General features: G+C 35.2%; 21 protein-coding genes. 8 read left to right on the top strand and 13 right to left on the bottom strand.

Annotation, left to right across the window (positions count from 1 at the left end; genetic code table 11):
* Window positions 1-2 precede the first annotated feature (2 nt).
* The 6 genes from rpmF to CVPH_RS04895 all read right to left on the bottom strand — a co-directional run bounded on the left by rpmF (window position 3) and on the right by CVPH_RS04895 (window position 2,986).
* Window positions 3-200 (bottom strand): 50S ribosomal protein L32, encoded by a 198-nt coding sequence (gene rpmF, locus CVPH_RS04915; protein ID WP_201342375.1) that lies wholly within the window; start codon window positions 198-200, stop codon window positions 3-5.
* A gap of 11 nt (window positions 201-211) precedes the next feature.
* Entirely contained in the window at window positions 212-715 is a 504-nt protein-coding gene (locus tag CVPH_RS04910) for a YceD family protein (RefSeq protein WP_201342374.1), read from the bottom strand.
* A gap of 218 nt (window positions 716-933) precedes the next feature.
* Window positions 934-1,275, bottom strand: a complete 342-nt coding sequence (locus CVPH_RS04905; protein WP_201342373.1) for a hypothetical protein — start codon at window positions 1,273-1,275, stop codon at window positions 934-936.
* Window positions 1,276-1,310: 35 nt separating this feature from the next.
* Window positions 1,311-1,457 (bottom strand): hypothetical protein, encoded by a 147-nt coding sequence (locus tag CVPH_RS10140; protein ID WP_225879818.1) that lies wholly within the window; start codon window positions 1,455-1,457, stop codon window positions 1,311-1,313.
* A 50-nt stretch (window positions 1,458-1,507) separates the two neighbouring features.
* A complete protein-coding gene (locus tag CVPH_RS04900; protein ID WP_201342372.1) occupies window positions 1,508-2,179 on the bottom strand; it encodes a hypothetical protein in 672 nt (223 codons plus the stop codon).
* A gap of 105 nt (window positions 2,180-2,284) precedes the next feature.
* Window positions 2,285-2,986, bottom strand: a complete 702-nt coding sequence (locus tag CVPH_RS04895) for a lysophospholipid acyltransferase family protein (protein WP_201342371.1) — start codon at window positions 2,984-2,986, stop codon at window positions 2,285-2,287.
* Window positions 2,987-3,050: 64 nt separating this feature from the next.
* On the opposite strand from CVPH_RS04895, the gene CVPH_RS04890 reads away from it, so the two are divergent.
* The 3 genes from CVPH_RS04890 to CVPH_RS04880 are packed head-to-tail and all read left to right on the top strand — an operon-like array spanning window position 3,051 to window position 5,729.
* The gene (locus CVPH_RS04890; RefSeq protein WP_201342370.1) at window positions 3,051-3,686 is read left to right on the top strand and encodes an HAD family hydrolase; all 636 of its coding nucleotides are present in this window, start codon (window positions 3,051-3,053) and stop codon (window positions 3,684-3,686) included.
* Entirely contained in the window at window positions 3,686-4,987 is a 1,302-nt protein-coding gene (locus tag CVPH_RS04885; RefSeq protein ID WP_201342369.1) for a DNA recombination protein RmuC, read from the top strand. The genes CVPH_RS04890 and CVPH_RS04885 overlap by 1 nt, the downstream gene beginning before the upstream one ends.
* Window positions 4,977-5,729 (top strand): YciK family oxidoreductase, encoded by a 753-nt coding sequence (locus CVPH_RS04880; RefSeq protein WP_201342428.1) that lies wholly within the window; start codon window positions 4,977-4,979, stop codon window positions 5,727-5,729. Before CVPH_RS04885 ends, CVPH_RS04880 begins: the two co-directional genes overlap by 11 nt.
* A 214-nt stretch (window positions 5,730-5,943) precedes the next feature.
* On the opposite strand, the gene CVPH_RS04875 is transcribed toward CVPH_RS04880, so the two are convergent.
* Complete coding sequence (locus CVPH_RS04875; protein ID WP_201342368.1) at window positions 5,944-6,744, bottom strand: inositol monophosphatase family protein; 801 nt, start codon at window positions 6,742-6,744, stop codon at window positions 5,944-5,946.
* 13 nt (window positions 6,745-6,757) lie between these two features.
* Here CVPH_RS04875 and CVPH_RS04870 point away from each other — a divergent pair, with 13 nt between their 5' ends.
* A complete protein-coding gene (locus tag CVPH_RS04870; RefSeq protein WP_201342367.1) occupies window positions 6,758-7,516 on the top strand; it encodes an RNA methyltransferase in 759 nt (252 codons plus the stop codon).
* On the opposite strand, the gene CVPH_RS04865 is transcribed toward CVPH_RS04870, so the two are convergent.
* From CVPH_RS04865 to htpG, 6 genes are all read right to left on the bottom strand, one after another.
* Entirely contained in the window at window positions 7,513-7,797 is a 285-nt protein-coding gene (locus CVPH_RS04865) for an LbetaH domain-containing protein (protein WP_201342366.1), read from the bottom strand. The two genes, CVPH_RS04870 and CVPH_RS04865, sit on opposite strands and share 4 nt — an antisense overlap.
* Before the next feature lie 87 nt (window positions 7,798-7,884).
* Complete coding sequence (locus tag CVPH_RS04860; protein WP_201342365.1) at window positions 7,885-8,100, bottom strand: LbetaH domain-containing protein; 216 nt, start codon at window positions 8,098-8,100, stop codon at window positions 7,885-7,887.
* Between the two features lie 175 nt (window positions 8,101-8,275).
* Window positions 8,276-8,464, bottom strand: coding sequence for a hypothetical protein (locus tag CVPH_RS04855; RefSeq protein WP_201342364.1), 189 nt, complete (start codon window positions 8,462-8,464; stop codon window positions 8,276-8,278).
* 12 nt (window positions 8,465-8,476) lie between these two features.
* The gene (locus CVPH_RS04850) at window positions 8,477-9,121 is read right to left on the bottom strand and encodes a hypothetical protein (RefSeq protein ID WP_201342363.1); all 645 of its coding nucleotides are present in this window, start codon (window positions 9,119-9,121) and stop codon (window positions 8,477-8,479) included.
* A 107-nt stretch (window positions 9,122-9,228) separates the two neighbouring features.
* Window positions 9,229-9,633, bottom strand: coding sequence for an FAD synthase family protein (locus CVPH_RS04845; protein ID WP_201342362.1), 405 nt, complete (start codon window positions 9,631-9,633; stop codon window positions 9,229-9,231).
* 315 nt (window positions 9,634-9,948) lie between these two features.
* A complete protein-coding gene (gene htpG / locus CVPH_RS04840; protein ID WP_201342361.1) occupies window positions 9,949-11,799 on the bottom strand; it encodes a molecular chaperone HtpG in 1,851 nt (616 codons plus the stop codon).
* 69 nt (window positions 11,800-11,868) lie between these two features.
* Here htpG and CVPH_RS04835 point away from each other — a divergent pair, with 69 nt between their 5' ends.
* Genes CVPH_RS04835 through CVPH_RS04820 form a run of 4 tightly spaced genes read left to right on the top strand, consistent with a single transcriptional unit; the run spans window position 11,869 to window position 14,417 of the window.
* The gene (locus CVPH_RS04835; RefSeq protein ID WP_225879817.1) at window positions 11,869-12,738 is read left to right on the top strand and encodes a tyrosine recombinase XerC; all 870 of its coding nucleotides are present in this window, start codon (window positions 11,869-11,871) and stop codon (window positions 12,736-12,738) included.
* A complete protein-coding gene (locus CVPH_RS04830; protein ID WP_201342360.1) occupies window positions 12,735-13,271 on the top strand; it encodes an L-threonylcarbamoyladenylate synthase in 537 nt (178 codons plus the stop codon). Before CVPH_RS04835 ends, CVPH_RS04830 begins: the two co-directional genes overlap by 4 nt.
* Window positions 13,268-14,191: an oxygen-dependent coproporphyrinogen oxidase gene (gene hemF, locus CVPH_RS04825; protein ID WP_201342359.1), complete on the top strand. Its 924-nt coding sequence runs from the start codon at window positions 13,268-13,270 to the stop codon at window positions 14,189-14,191. Before CVPH_RS04830 ends, hemF begins: the two co-directional genes overlap by 4 nt.
* 1 nt (window position 14,192) lies before the next feature.
* Window positions 14,193-14,417, top strand: coding sequence for a sulfurtransferase TusA family protein (locus CVPH_RS04820; RefSeq protein WP_201340244.1), 225 nt, complete (start codon window positions 14,193-14,195; stop codon window positions 14,415-14,417).
* Window positions 14,418-14,548 lie beyond the last annotated feature (131 nt).

Genomic DNA, 14,548 nt, shown 5'->3' with positions numbered 1-14,548 from the left:
GGTTAAGCGTCTATTTCTTGAATACCTTGTGCTTTGTTGATTATTTTTTTGCCGCAGTAATAACCATCAGCTGTAATGTGGTGGCGCAAGTGAATTTCACCCGTTTCTTGATCTTCTGACAATGCAGGGCTTGTTAGTGCGTTATGTGAGCGACGCATGCCTCTTTTTGAAGGGGTTTTCCTACTTTTTTGTACAGCCATTTTCTTACTCCTTATTTTTTATATTGAGTTTTTGTGTGTTTTAATATTGCAAAAGGATTGTGTTTCTCTTGCTTTATCCGCTCTTTATTTTGGTACGATTGACATTTGTGTGAATGCATCGGACTCATTGGAATGGATATTAGAACCTCATCTGTTATAAATTCAATGGTTGAAAACGCTTCATCAGCATTAAGAATTGTCTCAAAGCTTAAATCTAGTGTTTCTCCCTGTTCTTCATTTTTCAAAAAGCCAAGTTTAAAACTAGGATTTAAACAAAGATTTACCTCATTCAAACAGCGTTGGCAATCAACCACAGCATTTAGTTTAACAATACCTTCAATACAAGGAATTGAATTGTTTTCAATGTAGAAACTTAATTCAACTTTTACTTCATCATCAATATTGCTAAGTAGTTTTTTCATTCTAGGAAAATCTTTCACTTGATATATATGTGAAAGATTCAATCCTTTTTTAGCAAAACTGAATAACTTTATAGCGTCTGGTATTCCTTGCATTAACCTTTACCAAAAAACAACTCGGTGATTTTACCAAAAAATAGTTAATAATATTATTCTTTATAGAAAAAAATAATTATTCAACAGATTGTTGGCTTGGCTGTATTTTTCCTTTTGAAGGTGTGTTAATTAGCCTATCTAACAAATTATTGTAATTGATTACATTGATTTGATAAGCGCTTCCAGTATCAATATAATCTAACTAAGACTGTTTTTGCTCATTCTAGTATGTCAATTAGATTTTTTATTTTGTCGTTTTTGTGAGTATAGTTATTAAGTGCTATTTGCACTTGTTGTTGATTGGTGTGAATAATTTTTAGACGTTGATTAAGCGTTTTTTGATTAGAAGTTAAGGATATATTCAAAGATTGTGCTTCAGCATTTAGGTTTTGCAGTTTGTCTTTGTAAAAAATTTCTAATTTACGCAAGCCCAACTGGTTAATTTCTAAATTGGTTTGATTGGTAATATTGCCAATCAAAGGATATTCAAACACAAGACTGGCTGTGTAAATCTTTTTATTACTTTCAGACTCGCTAGTTTTGGTATTGCTGTCAGTCACTTCTTGATCAAAATTAAGATAAAAATCTAGTTTTGCTAAATTTTGATAATGTTAATTTTTTTTAGTAGCTGGTTAATTACTATTTTTTGTAAATCTCTAGCATTATTTTTTAAATAACTATTCGTATTTTTAATAATGTTTGTATTTTTATGCCAATCAATTTGTACTGTTTTATTTAACAATCCTTTGTTATTTAATTCAATAGCAAGTGCTTGTTTAATGCTTTGTAACTTTACTTGAGCCTCGATAAGTTTTTTTGCGTTTTGAAAATGGCACTGTTGATGCTTATTTGATCTTTTTTATTTTGACGATTAATACTTTGTACTCTTTGTAGGTGTTGTTGATAAACCAGACTTTTTTCCTGATAGTTTGCCCAGGTTAAGAATTGTTCAAGTTGTTTACTTAAGTAATTTTCTTGTTGTTCATAAAAAGAGAGTTTTTTATAAGCTAAATCCAATATATATCTATGATAAGTTTTTAAGCTTTCAGCGTTGCTATCGTGCTTTAATAGTGGGTATTTCCAATTAAAGTAGTCATAAAGTCCATAGTTATCATAAGAATTGAATTGCTTGTTTCTTTTTAGGTTTTCGTTCGATAGTATGTGTTTTATACCAACTGTTAGATTACTAGGATTGTTTAAAAAACGCTTGGTTAATTCTAGTTTAGCGCTTTTGCTATGTTTTTCACTGGTTTTGGTGTAAATATATGTGGAGTTTGTGCTTTTGTTGTTGTTCCAATAGGTGGATTTAGTATCCAGCGTTAACCCTGTTTTCCAATCAGAATAATTGCGTTTACTATTGTCCAGTTCTATTTGTTTAATTTGTACATCAGTTTTAGAAGTTTCAAAGGTCTTTTCTTGTTGTAATAAGGCAATTACTTGCTGATTAAATTCTTCTATATTCAAGCTTAATGCACTAAAAGGTACTAGTAGAGCGCTTAGTCCAATAATGTGATTTTTTGCAATATTTCTTTATAAAAGGCAGGCGAAAAACGCGGGGGTAATACTGAGTTAAAATTTTTCACTTTGTTTTTGCGTCCAATTTCTAATATTTTGAGTTAATTCTTTAGCAGATTTTTCTTTGATATTAATTGGCTTGCCAATAATCACAGTGATGGTGCCTGGGTGTTTTATGAAACTACCTTTGGGCCATGCTAAACCAGCATTGTGATAAACAGGTATGACATCACAAGATGCTTTTTTAGCAATGGCTATAGCGCCATTTTGATATCTTCCCAGTTTTTTATAAGGTTGGCGAGTGCCTTCTGGGAAAATCACCACAAAAATACCCCTTTTTAGTCGAGCCTCTCCTTGCTTTATAATTGTTTTTAGTGCTTTTAATTTCTCACCACGATTAATAACAATAGGTTTGAGTAACGCCAATCCCCAGCCAAAAAATGGTATCCATGATAGGGTTTGTTTAAGTACCCAAGTTTGCGGTGGAAATATTTGCTGAAATCCGAGTGTTTCCCAAGTGGATTGATGGTTAGAAACAATCACACAAGGCTTAGAAGGGATGTTCTTTTTGCCAACCACCTGAAGTTTAATATCAAGTGTGAATGCCAACCACCACAAACAAAACATTGACCACTTAGATAAAATAGCGTAGCGAAACTTAAACGGCAAGAAGAATAAGATTAGTGCAATAGTTACTAAAATTATCAAAGCAAAAAATGAGCCTAAAAAATACAATAATGATCTTAAAAACAGCATAAGAAATTACGAGCGTAAACGTTATAATTTATAAACTAGAATTTTAACTGATAGAGATTGTCACATGAATATTAACACCATTTTATTTGACTTAGATGGCACATTGATTGACACCGCGCCCGATTTGGCTTATGCGTTAAATACACTACTTAAATACAATGGTTTAAGCGAAAAACCTTATGAAAAAATAAAGCCTCTAGTTGCGTTAGGAGGTAAAGCGTTAATCAAGTTTGGCTTTGATTGTGATGAGCTTCACCCTGATTTTATTGACAGGCATCAAAAAATATTAAATATTTACAAGGATAATATTAGTCAATTTTCTAAAACATTCTCAGGCATTGATGCACTTATTAAAACTATTAAAACCAAAGAGATGTTTTGGGGGGTGGTTACTAATAAGCCTGAAAATTTGACTCATTTACTGTTAGAAAAACTTGATATAAATCCTGATGTGGTGGTTTGTGGGGATACATTAGCATTTAACAAGCCACACCCAGCGCCGTTATTGTATGCTTGCGCACAATTAGCGATTAACCCAAGCCAATGTTTATTTATGGGTGATGATAAGAATGACATGTTGGCAGGCCAAAATGCTAATATTAAAACTGTATCTGTTACTTATGGTTATGGCAAAGTGAAAAAAGATTGGGGTTATGATTTTTTGATTGACACCCCTCAAGAATTATTAGAGTTGATTTAATGGATATAAGTATTATTATCGCATTATTGCTTGTACAAACAGCGTTATTAACTGTGTTGTTTTTCAGAAAACCGCCAATTATTAATGTTGATACACAACTTAAAGATTTGGAAAAAAACTTTAAAACAAACCGAGAAGAGTCTAATCAAGCGGCCAGAGAAAATCGAGTAGAGTTAACGAATAATATTCAAGCTTTTGAATTAAAATTCACGCAAATGATTGAGCTAAAGTTTAGTCAACAGCAAATCAAACAAGATGAGGGTAATGCAGCAGCTAGTAGAGCAGTTAAGGAGCGATTTGATGAGTTTCATCAGCAACAATCTCAGTTTAATAAACAAGCAACAGAGAATATTAAACATATTGAAGCGACAGTTAAAGGGCAATTGGACGCAATTAACAAAGACAACAATCAACAACTAACAGCAATGCGGCAAACTGTTGATGAGAAGTTACAAAGCACGCTAGAAAAACGTTTGGGTGAGTCATTTAAACAGGTTAGCGATAAATTGGAACAAGTGCATAAAGGCTTAGGCGAAATGCAAAGCGTGGCAAATGATGTGGGTGATTTGAAGAAAGTATTATCGAATGTCAAAACTCGTGGCACTTTAGGCGAATATCAATTAGAAGGCATTCTAGAGGCAATGTTACCCCCTGAGCAATACGCTAAAAATGTTGCAACTAAAAAAGGCTCACAAGCCAATGTGGAATTTGCGATTAAATTGCCAGGGAATGGCGACGACAAGCCAGTTTGGATACCGATTGATGCTAAATATCCAAGAGAGGATTATGAGCGCTTGATTGATGCCTATGATGCTGGCGACAAACCACAGATAGAATTGCTAAAAAAGAAACTACTTAAGTCTATTGAATTATTTGCTAAAGATATCAGCACGAAATACATTGACCCGCCACACACAACAGATTTTGCAGTGATGTATTTGCCTGATGAGGGTTTGTATGCGGAGGTTTTACGTGATGTTAGTTTGTTTGAAAGATTGAGCAGAAAACACAAAATTACAATCACTGGACCAACAACCTTAGCGGCGTTTTTAAGCAGTTTACGAATGGGCTTTAAGACTTTGGCAGTGCAAAAGCGTAGTTCTGAAGTTTGGCAAGTTTTGACAGAGGTTAAGACCGAATTTAGCACATTTTCAGCCACTTTCCAACAGGTGCAGAAACAACTTAATACAGCCTCTTCCACCTTAGAAAAATTACGAACTACCAGAAGTAACGTGTTAGAACGAAAATTACAAGCTGTAGAAACACTTGAAAATACAACCTTAGAACATGATGAAGATTAATACCAAATATAACATTAAAAAAGACGAATTAAAAGATAAAGTTATTTTAGTGACAGGTGCAAATCGTGGCTTTGGTAGGGCAATAACACTGGATCTTGCTAAGGCAGGCGCAAGTGTTATTATGCTAGGGCGTGATTTAGGTTCATTAGAAACCACTTATGATAAAGTTCTGGATTTGGGCTATCAAGAGCCTATTCTTTATCCGCTTGATTTAGAAGGCGCAACCCCTGAACATTATCAGCAATTACAAAAAGACATCTTGGGTAATTTTGGACAACTTGACGGGCTTATTCACAATGCAAGTATTATTGGTACTATGATGCCAATTGAGCAATATGATATTAAGCTGTGGTATTCAACCATGCAAATCAATGTTAATGCGCCGTTTATGCTTACTCAAGCGTTAATTCCTGCACTTAATAAATCAAGTGATGCCCGTGTGCTATTTTTGTCTTCATCAGTAGGGCGAATGGCTAAGGCATATTGGGGTGCGTATAGCGTGAGCAAATTTGCCATCGAAGGCATGAGCAAAACTTTATCCGAAGAATTAGAAAAAACAAACATCCGGGTGAATTCACTTGACCCAGGGCGGATGCGTACCAAAATGCGACAAATTGCTTATCCGGCTGAAAATGCCGACAATAATCCATTGCCTGAGATAAAGAGCCCAGCGATTGTGTATCTAATGAGTGAAAAAGCTAAAAAACTGAATGGAGAAAGGCTTATTTTATTTAGTGTTTAATTAAATTTAAAACAAATAAAATAAAATAAATAACAATACCAGCAACACCCAATACTAAAGAAAAAGCCCCCTAGTAGTATAAGCATACTTTTGTGTAGCCAGCTTTGGGCATCTACATATTGACAAAAAGTATTTTTAAGAAAAAATAAAAACAGCGCCTAAAAGCAGTAAAAATAAAGAAATCTTTAGGACTTTATTTTTAAATGGCATTTTTTTAACGTTGTAAATCAGCCGTTAAATGTGGATGAATGGTTTTTAAAATGGCTTTAAAAACTTGGTCATTACCAGCCACCACATTGCCTGTTTCTAGGTATTTATCTCGCCCTGAAAAGTCACCTATAAAACCGCCTGCTTCTTTGACTAAAAGCACACCGGCAGCAATGTCCCAAATATTAAGCTCAATTTCCCAAAAGCCATCCAGTCGACCCGCGGCCAAATAAGCCAAATCAAGTGCAGCAGAGCCAGCACGGCGAATACCAGAAACTTTTGGATGGATGGCTTTAAACATATTTAAATAAGCCTCTAAATACTGTGGTGCTTTGAACGGGAAGCCTGTACCAATTAATGTATTTTCAAAACCATTGGTATGTGTGGTGCGAATTCTTTGTTCATTTAAATAAGCACCTTCGCCTTTAGAGGCGGTAAACAACTCTTCTTTAAAAGGATCATATACTACGGCATGTGTTGGTTCGTTGTTTTCATACAAGGCAATGGATACTGCATATTGCGGAAAACCGTGCAAGTAATTAGTGGTGCCATCTAATGGGTCAATAATCCATTGAAAACGACTATCACCTAAAATTTCACCATTTTCTTCACCCAACATTGAATGATTGGGAAAGGCATATTTCAACTCGTCTATAATGGCATCTTCAGCGGCTTTGTCCACTTCGGAAACAAAGTCATTGGTTGCTTTATTTTCAATCGTTAAAATATCAATTTGATTGTGATATCTTAGGATGATGTCGCCAGCTTTTCGAGCGGCTTTAACGGCAATATTAAGCGTAGGATGCATAATAGAAGATAAAATGAAAAAAGAAATAGATTATACCTTTGATAACGTACGTGTGGTTATGGTTAATACCACTGAGTCTGGCAATATTGGCGCGGCAGCCCGTGCGATGAAAAATATGAGCTTGTCTCGTTTGTATTTGGTTAATCCAAAAGGTTATCCATCAGCCACAGCCACTGCTAGAGCTAGTGGTGCAGATGACGTACTGTCAAATGCTGTGGTTTGTGAGTCTTTAGAAGAGGCTTTGAAAGGTGTGCATTTAGTGATTGGCGCTAGTGCACGCCAGCGCAATATCAAATGGCGGCAAATGGATGTCGTGAATGCTTGTAGTGAAATTCAAAAAACCATCATGGTTGACAGCCAAAAGGTTGCGGTGATATTTGGCACAGAAAGAGCAGGCTTGACTAATAAGGAATTAGACTTGTGTCAAATACTCATGACCATTCCTGGCAATCCTAATTATTTTTCTTTAAATGTTGCATCAGCCGTTCAGGTATTTGCCTATCAAAATTACGTTTACAACACCACAACTAAATTTGAAAAAAGTGCCAATGAATTGGCGAGTTTTAATGAGTTAGAGAGTTTTTACGCGCACCTTGTTCAAGTGTTAGAGCATATTGAATATTTTGAGGATAAACGCCCTAAGGCGCTGTTAATGCGGCGTTTACGGCGTTTTTTTACTAAAGCAGAACCTGAAAAAGAAGAAGTGGCAATTTTTAGAGGCATTCTTAGAAATATTAAACCTTTTAAAAAAGCGGCAAAAAATAAATTTTAAATACTTGGTGTTACTTTTTTTAGCTCTTTAATAGCCAATTCAATGTCATCAAAGGGGATGTGGGATAAATCCCCAAGCACCACGTCCCACCATTTTAATGACAGCAAACCTTTAATCTGTTCTTCACTGAAACGATATTTAATAACTTTGGCAGGAACACCACCGACAATTGCATAATCTGGCACATCTTTGATAACAACAGAACCACCTGCAACGATAGCACCATGACCAATCTTTAAGCCTCTTTTTATCAGCGCTAATGAGTCCAACCCATACGTCATTACCTAGTATGGTTTTGGCTGGTCTTTTAATTTCCTTTTGCTCAAAACAATCCACATAATCAGGAAACTGAAGTTTTAAATTGGGGGCTACTCAACCATAATGATATGGTGGTCAAACGCACCAATTTCACAATTTTTGCCCATAAGGGTGCTTGGGAAAATAGTTGTGCCTGAGTTAATAAGGCTAAATTTACCAATATTGCTAGAATGTTTAACATGCGCACTACCAACTAGCTTTACTGGTGGATTTAAGATGGTATTTTTCCCTATTTTTGCATTTTTTGAAATATAATTTATCTTCATGCCGCCTTGTCTTGGTTTAAATTTCTTTGTTTCTACTCTCAATCAAATGGGTAATTTTTTTAATAAAATATTGGTTGCTTTAACCTTGATTAAAATTACCCAAGTACTGTTTTTTGACCGCTTGCCTTTGTATTAAAAGTTGGTCGTTTGTCAATATTTCTTTTATCATGTTAAGCTATTTTTTAAAATTAAATTCATCAATTGTGTGAAAACAGGCAGTTAAGTCATTCATTTTTTGATCATTTCTAATTTCAATATAAGCAGCTGATTTTAAAGTATTGAGATAATCAATCATAATAGAGGAATTATCAAAAAAAGCAAAGTCTACCAAAGTAAATACATCATTAATAGGTTCTTCTTGCATAAAATAAGCATGTTAGCTACTGTGTATTAGCCGCTTAATTCTTTTATGATATTTACTAATTTCCTTGTCCTTACTGCCAATGGCGCTATTATTTTTGTAAATAACGGTGTAATGCGGGCTTTTTAGTAGTATTTGAATCAGTTCCAAGCCATATTTTTTAACCGAACAATAATTCATACTATCATGGGTTGCCTCCCAAGTGAGGGCGTATAAAATGGTCTTACGTGTTTTTTCTTTAATAATGCTACGTGTTTTTATAAAGTCAAGTTTTGGTCTTCCGATGGTAATAAAAACATCATTTGGGCAATTGACCAGATTTTGTTGATACCTTTGTATGGCTCGCTGTCCAGCAACAAAGGCGAAGTCATAGCCCTTAATTTGGTTTGAATACATAGATTCTTTTTCACTCTCTCCATGATTTAAGTGGACATGATAAGCACGCCCATGCCTTAATGATTGGAAATTACCCAGTGAATTATTAATATACAAAATAACACAAAAGTTATGCGCATCATAAAACTCAATTAAATCAGTAAATGTTTTCAAATAAACAATGTCAAATTTGTTGTCTTTTTGAAGTTTTTGATAAACTTCAATATTAGTTACGATGAATAATAATGAGTGTTTTTTGCTTAGTTGTTGCAGGGGGCAGACCACTGCTTAATTTGATAATATGAATTAATAGCACCGCTAAAGTACAATATGATATCGTGGTTGTGGTTCATCTTGTTGCAATCATTGGCGGTAAGATTTTATTAACCAAACTAAATTTTTAGAAGCGTTTTTAAATTATCCTTAATCAATTGTGTTGTTGAAATATTAGGCGTTCTAGGTAGGTAAATCACTTTGCACAAATCTTGAAAATGGTCAAACTTATTTTTCCAATCATCACTCATTAGCAGAATGTCTACTTGATATTTTAACAAATATTCTCGTTTTAATTCTAAAGCTTCCTCTAAAAATACCTCATGAACAAAATCAAGTGATGCAATGGTTTGCATTCTACAAACCTCAGAATAAACTGGATTCCTGCCTTTTTTATTAAGACTTAACAAGTCTGAGGAAACGCCCACAAGTAATTTACCAGCCATTGATGAGGCACGCTTGAGAATGTTTAAATGTCCATGATGAAATATATTAAAAGTGCCAAAAGTTAGTACAGTATTCATTGGTTATTTCTCAATCAAATAGGGGTTAATAAAGAAAGCCTAAAACGTTAGAGTGCTAGCACAAATAATTTTAGCATTGTTTTTGATTAAGACAAAAGCCATGTCTCCACATTTTGAAATAAAAAAAATTGCCTAAAACCTTTACGATTTACAAAGACCCGTCCCAATTTTGGGTTTTGAAATTTTTTAAGAATAAGCTCAAATTGGGCGTAATTCGTCCTTATTTTTTTAGTTATAGAGGTGCATAAGCTAAACATGGCAGGTTATGATTTTTTGTTAAAGTGTGCACAGAAATTTTAAGTATGAATAAACTGATTAATTAATCAGTTTATTCATACGCTTTACAAACTCAGCTGGATCTTTAGGTTGCCCGCCTTCTAATAAAACAGCTTGGTCAAATAAAACGTTCACTAAATCTTCATCAATTTTGGTTTTAAGTTTTTTAACCAGTGGGTGGGTTGGATTAATTTCAAGAATTGGCTTAGTGTCTGGTACGTCCTGACCTAGGGATTTCATAATTCTTTCCATGTTGCCACCCATTTCATTTTCATCAGCTACCAAACAAGAAGGAAACTCGCTAAGACGAGAAGAGACTTTGATTTCTTTAACCTGAGCATCAAGGATTTTTTGCATTTTTTCGATGACTTTTTCAAAGTTTTTAGCAACTTTCTCTTTGGTTTTCTTTTCTTCTTTAGAATCAAGATCTTCTAAATCGCCTTTGGCAATTGATTTCAGCGGAACACCTTCAAATTCTCCAAAATTACTCACCATCCATTCATCAACACGGTCAGATAGTAGTAGTACTTCAATGTCTTTTTGATTAAAAATTTCTAAATGTGGCGAACCTTTGGCAGCCTCGTAAGTTTCAGCCGTGATGTAATAAATCGCTTTTTGGTCTTTTTGCATACTTTTTACGTAACATTCAAGCGTTGCCGTTTGTGTAGCATTTGCACTTTTATTAGTGGCAAAGCGCAAAAGCTTTGTAATTTTATCTTTGTTGGCAAAGTCTTCAACCACGCCTTCTTTCATCACCATGCCAAATTCTCGCCAAAATTTTGCATAATCTTCGGGTTTGTTTTTAGCTATTTTTTCTAATTCTTTTAAAACTCTACTGACTGAGGCTTTGCGGATAATGTCAACCACTTTGTTACTTTGTAAAATTTCGCGAGAAACATTTAACGGTAAATCAGCCGTATCAATCACACCTTTAACAAAGCGCAAATACAAAGGCATTAGGGCTTCATTATCTTCCATAATAAACACGCGTTTGGCATAGAGCTTTATGCCGCCTTTGCGCTTAGGCTCCCACATATCATAAGGGGCTTTTGATGGGATGAATAACAATGAAATATAGTCCAAATTACCTTCAACTCTATTGTGCAATTGCGTTAGTGGTGCTTCAAAGTCATAAGTGAGTGACTTATAAAACTCATCATAATCTTCTTGCTTAAGGTCGCGTTTATCTTGAGTCCAAAAAGTATTGGCTTTATTAATGCGCTCATATTCAATGTCTTTGCCATCTTTACTAGCCTTAATCATCATAATTGGCACGGTAATGTGGTCTGAGTATTTTGAGACAATGCCACGCAAGCGATAATCATCTAAAAATTCTTTTTCATCTTTTTTGATGTGCAGGGTTACTGTAGTGCCAAAATTAGGACAATCAATACTTTCTATTGAGTATTTTCCCTTGCCAGTAGAGATCCATTTTGTGCCTTTTTTACCTTTACTGCCAGCTTTTCTGGTAATTAGTTCAACCTTATCAGCAACAATAAAACTAGAATAAAATCCCACGCCAAATTGGCCAATTAAATTAGAGTCTTGTGCTTGTTTTTCATCTAAGTTTTTTAAGAATTTCTTAGTGCCAGAATTGGCAATGGTACCGATGTTTTTATTAACTTCTGCCTCAGTCATGCCTATACCATAGTCAGTAATGGTAATCGTTCTGGCATCTTTATTCACATCAATGTGAATTTGCAGCTCTTCTTTACCCTCAGTCAAAGTATCATTTGACAAGGATTTGAATTTTAATTTATCAACTGCGTCAGAGGCGTTAGAAACTAACTCACGCAAGAAAATCTCTTTGTTTGAGTACAAAGAGTGAATCATCAAATCTAATAGTTGCGAGACTTCCGTTTGAAACGTATGCGTTTGTTTTTCTGCCATTTTTTTATTCCTGTTTTTTGTGCGTAAAATGTATCAATATGGGTGAATTTTAAAAAAACAAGGGTTATTTTGCATAAACAAATTACTAATTTTATTCAGTATTTGAAGGTTGAGCGTCATTACGCCATTAATACGCAACAGGCTTATAAGCGCGACCTTGAGAAGTTGTTAGTATTTACCCATAAGAAAAGTCTTAGCCAATGGTCAAATCTTACCAGTGAGCATCTTAATTTATTTGTAATGGAGCTGCGTCATCAAGACATTAGTGCCCGCACTATCCGCAGGAATTTGTCCTCAATTCGTGGATTTTTAACCTATCTTGTTAATCATGAACAGTTGAGTGATAATTGCGCCATTCATTTGCAAAGCCCAAAAATTGATCAAAACTTACCTAATATACTTAATTACGACAACATACTACTTATGCTCAAGCCCAGATCAAACACTTGGCTTGAATTAAGAGATGTGGCAATGATTGAAGTGATGTACTCTTGTGGTCTTAGAGTATCTGAATTGGTTGCTTTAAATGTTAATGACGTGGATTTGAATCAAGGGTTTTTGCGCGTGGTTGGAAAAGGCGCTAAAGTCAGACATACACCAGTTGGTAAGGCAGCACAGCAAGCCATTAGTCGTTGCTTATTTGATCACTCAAATCATGTGTTATTTGTGAATAGAAAGCAACAAAGAGTAAGTGTAAGAGCTGTGCAAAATATAGTCAAAAAACGTGCACTAAAGGCTGGTATTAAAGTTAATGTGTATCCGCATATGTTGCGTCATGCAGCGGCAACTCACTTTTTACAATCCAGTCATGATTTACGCTCTACTCAAGAATTTTTAGGACATTCCAGCATTAAATCTACCCAAGTCTATACCCATCTTGATTTTTTAGAACTGTCCAAAGTGTATGACCAATGCCACCCAAGGGCTAAAAAATCATGAATTTTCAGACCAGGCTTGCAGCATCTTGTTTAAAAACAGGTGGTGTGATTAGTAATCCTACTGACACCATTCAGGGGTTGACTTGCTTGCCAAAATTTAAGCTCTCTATGGCTAGAGTACTACAACTTAAACGCCGTTCAAGCGCTAAAGGCTTGATACTACTAGCCAGTGATGTGCGTTATTTTATTGATTATGTTGAAGATGCCTCCTTATTGGTTGATGTAACAATTGATGCTCAGCCAACTACTTATTTACTCAAGGCGAATGAGCATACCTCTAAATTATTAACAGGTGACTTTGATACCATTGCACTTAGATTGACCAATAATCAACTTATTACTAATTTATGTGTAGCCACTAATGGCGCCCTAGTTTCAAGTAGTGCTAATATTACAAGCAAGCGTAGCGCAACAAGTATGTTGGATTTAAAAGAATTCTTTAGTGATAAATTAGATTTTATTATCCCACCAAAAACTTATAATACCCAAGCATCAAAAATTATTAATTTGCAAACTGGAGAGAAAATTAGGTGATTGAACAAATTAAAAAATATTTATTAATGTTGCAAGCCGATATTTGTGAACAACTTGAGCAAATAGATGGCAGGGCTGAGTTTATTAAAGATGTTTGGGAAAAGCAAAATAATGCAGGCAACGGATTAACCCGAGTGCTAAGTAATGGCGCTGTGTTCGAACAAGCAGGTGTTAATTTTTCAATCGTTCGTGGCGATGATATGCCGGCCTCAGCCACCGCATTAAGACCAGAGTTAGCAGGGCGACGTTTTACCGCTTTAGGCGTATCATTAGTGATTCATCCACACAATCCTTATGTGCCCACTTCACACGCTAATGTTCGGTTTTTTATCGCTGAAAAAGAAAGTGAAGCCCCTATTTGGTGGTTTGGCGGTGGCTTTGATTTAACGCCATATTATGGTTTTGACGAAGATGCCATTTTTTGGCATCAGTCAGCCAAACAAGCGTGCGACTCATTTGGTGAAGGGGTCTATCCAAAGTACAAAAAATGGTGTGATGATTATTTTTATTTAAAGCATAGGGGTGAGCAACGTGGCATTGGTGGCTTGTTTTTTGATGATCTTAATGAAGGTGGTTTTGATGAGTGCTTTGCTTTTATGAAAAGTGTAGGTGATGGCTATATTAAAGCTTATCGCCCCATTGTTGAACGTAGAAAGGACACGCCTTATACAGACCATGAGAGACAATTTCAGCTTTATCGTCGAGGGCGTTATGTTGAATTTAATCTGGTTTATGATCGAGGTACTTTATTTGGTTTACAAACGGGTGGTCGTAGTGAATCAATTTTGATGTCATTACCACCATTGGTGCATTGGGAGTATCGATACGAGCCAGAGCCAGATAGCGAAGAAGCAAGGTTGTACACACGTTTTATTCAACCTCAAGATTGGATTAACATCTCTCAAGAGAGTGTGAAATAAAGTGAAACATAATCTTGATGTTAAGCGCTTGTTGTGCCCTATGCCAGTGATTCGCTTAGGTGAGATGATTGAAAAAATTAAAAGTAATGACACGATTGAAATGCTTGCCACCGATCCTGGTGTATTACACGACATACCTGCTTGGTGTAAAGTACACGGGCATAGAGTGATTTCGATTAATGAAAAAACCGATGAGATTATTCTACTTGTAGAGAAAATAGGGTAAAATAGTTCGCTTTATTTATAAAAAAAATAAAACCAGCAAGAACAATTAAAACCAACAAGAACAATGCTTGCAACGGCGCAGGCTATTTTGACAAAGACTGTCAGCAAATATAAATAGTCAAAAAAAGGAGA

Source organism: Abyssogena phaseoliformis symbiont OG214 (assembly GCF_016592595.1).
Taxonomy (GTDB): Bacteria; Pseudomonadota; Gammaproteobacteria; order PS1; family Pseudothioglobaceae; genus Ruthia.
The sequence above is the reverse complement of the archived record's forward strand: the minus strand, read 5'-3'. Positions and strand labels throughout refer to the sequence as shown.

Bases quoted from the DNA above. Each gene is read 5' to 3' on its own strand.
- CVPH_RS04855 (WP_201342364.1), bottom strand. From the start codon at position 8,464: ATGCAAGAAGAACCTATTAATGATGTATTTACTTTGGTAGACTTTGCT.
- htpG (WP_201342361.1), bottom strand. From the start codon at position 11,799: ATGGCAGAAAAACAAACGCATACGTTTCAAACGGAAGTCTCGCAACTA.
- CVPH_RS04860 (WP_201342365.1), bottom strand. From the start codon at position 8,100: ATGAAGATAAATTATATTTCAAAAAATGCAAAAATAGGGAAAAATACC.
- CVPH_RS04910 (WP_201342374.1), bottom strand. From the start codon at position 715: ATGCAAGGAATACCAGACGCTATAAAGTTATTCAGTTTTGCTAAAAAA.
- CVPH_RS04895 (WP_201342371.1), bottom strand. From the start codon at position 2,986: ATGCTGTTTTTAAGATCATTATTGTATTTTTTAGGCTCATTTTTTGCT.
- CVPH_RS04845 (WP_201342362.1), bottom strand. From the start codon at position 9,633: ATGAATACTGTACTAACTTTTGGCACTTTTAATATATTTCATCATGGA.
- CVPH_RS04875 (WP_201342368.1), bottom strand. From the start codon at position 6,744: ATGCATCCTACGCTTAATATTGCCGTTAAAGCCGCTCGAAAAGCTGGC.
- rpmF (WP_201342375.1), bottom strand. From the start codon at position 200: ATGGCTGTACAAAAAAGTAGGAAAACCCCTTCAAAAAGAGGCATGCGT.
- CVPH_RS04880 (WP_201342428.1), top strand. From the start codon at position 4,977: ATGAAGATTAATACCAAATATAACATTAAAAAAGACGAATTAAAAGAT.
- CVPH_RS04865 (WP_201342366.1), bottom strand. From the start codon at position 7,797: ATGACGTATGGGTTGGACTCATTAGCGCTGATAAAAAGAGGCTTAAAG.
- CVPH_RS04830 (WP_201342360.1), top strand. From the start codon at position 12,735: ATGAATTTTCAGACCAGGCTTGCAGCATCTTGTTTAAAAACAGGTGGT.
- CVPH_RS04885 (WP_201342369.1), top strand. From the start codon at position 3,686: ATGGATATAAGTATTATTATCGCATTATTGCTTGTACAAACAGCGTTA.
- CVPH_RS04870 (WP_201342367.1), top strand. From the start codon at position 6,758: ATGAAAAAAGAAATAGATTATACCTTTGATAACGTACGTGTGGTTATG.
- CVPH_RS04890 (WP_201342370.1), top strand. From the start codon at position 3,051: ATGAATATTAACACCATTTTATTTGACTTAGATGGCACATTGATTGAC.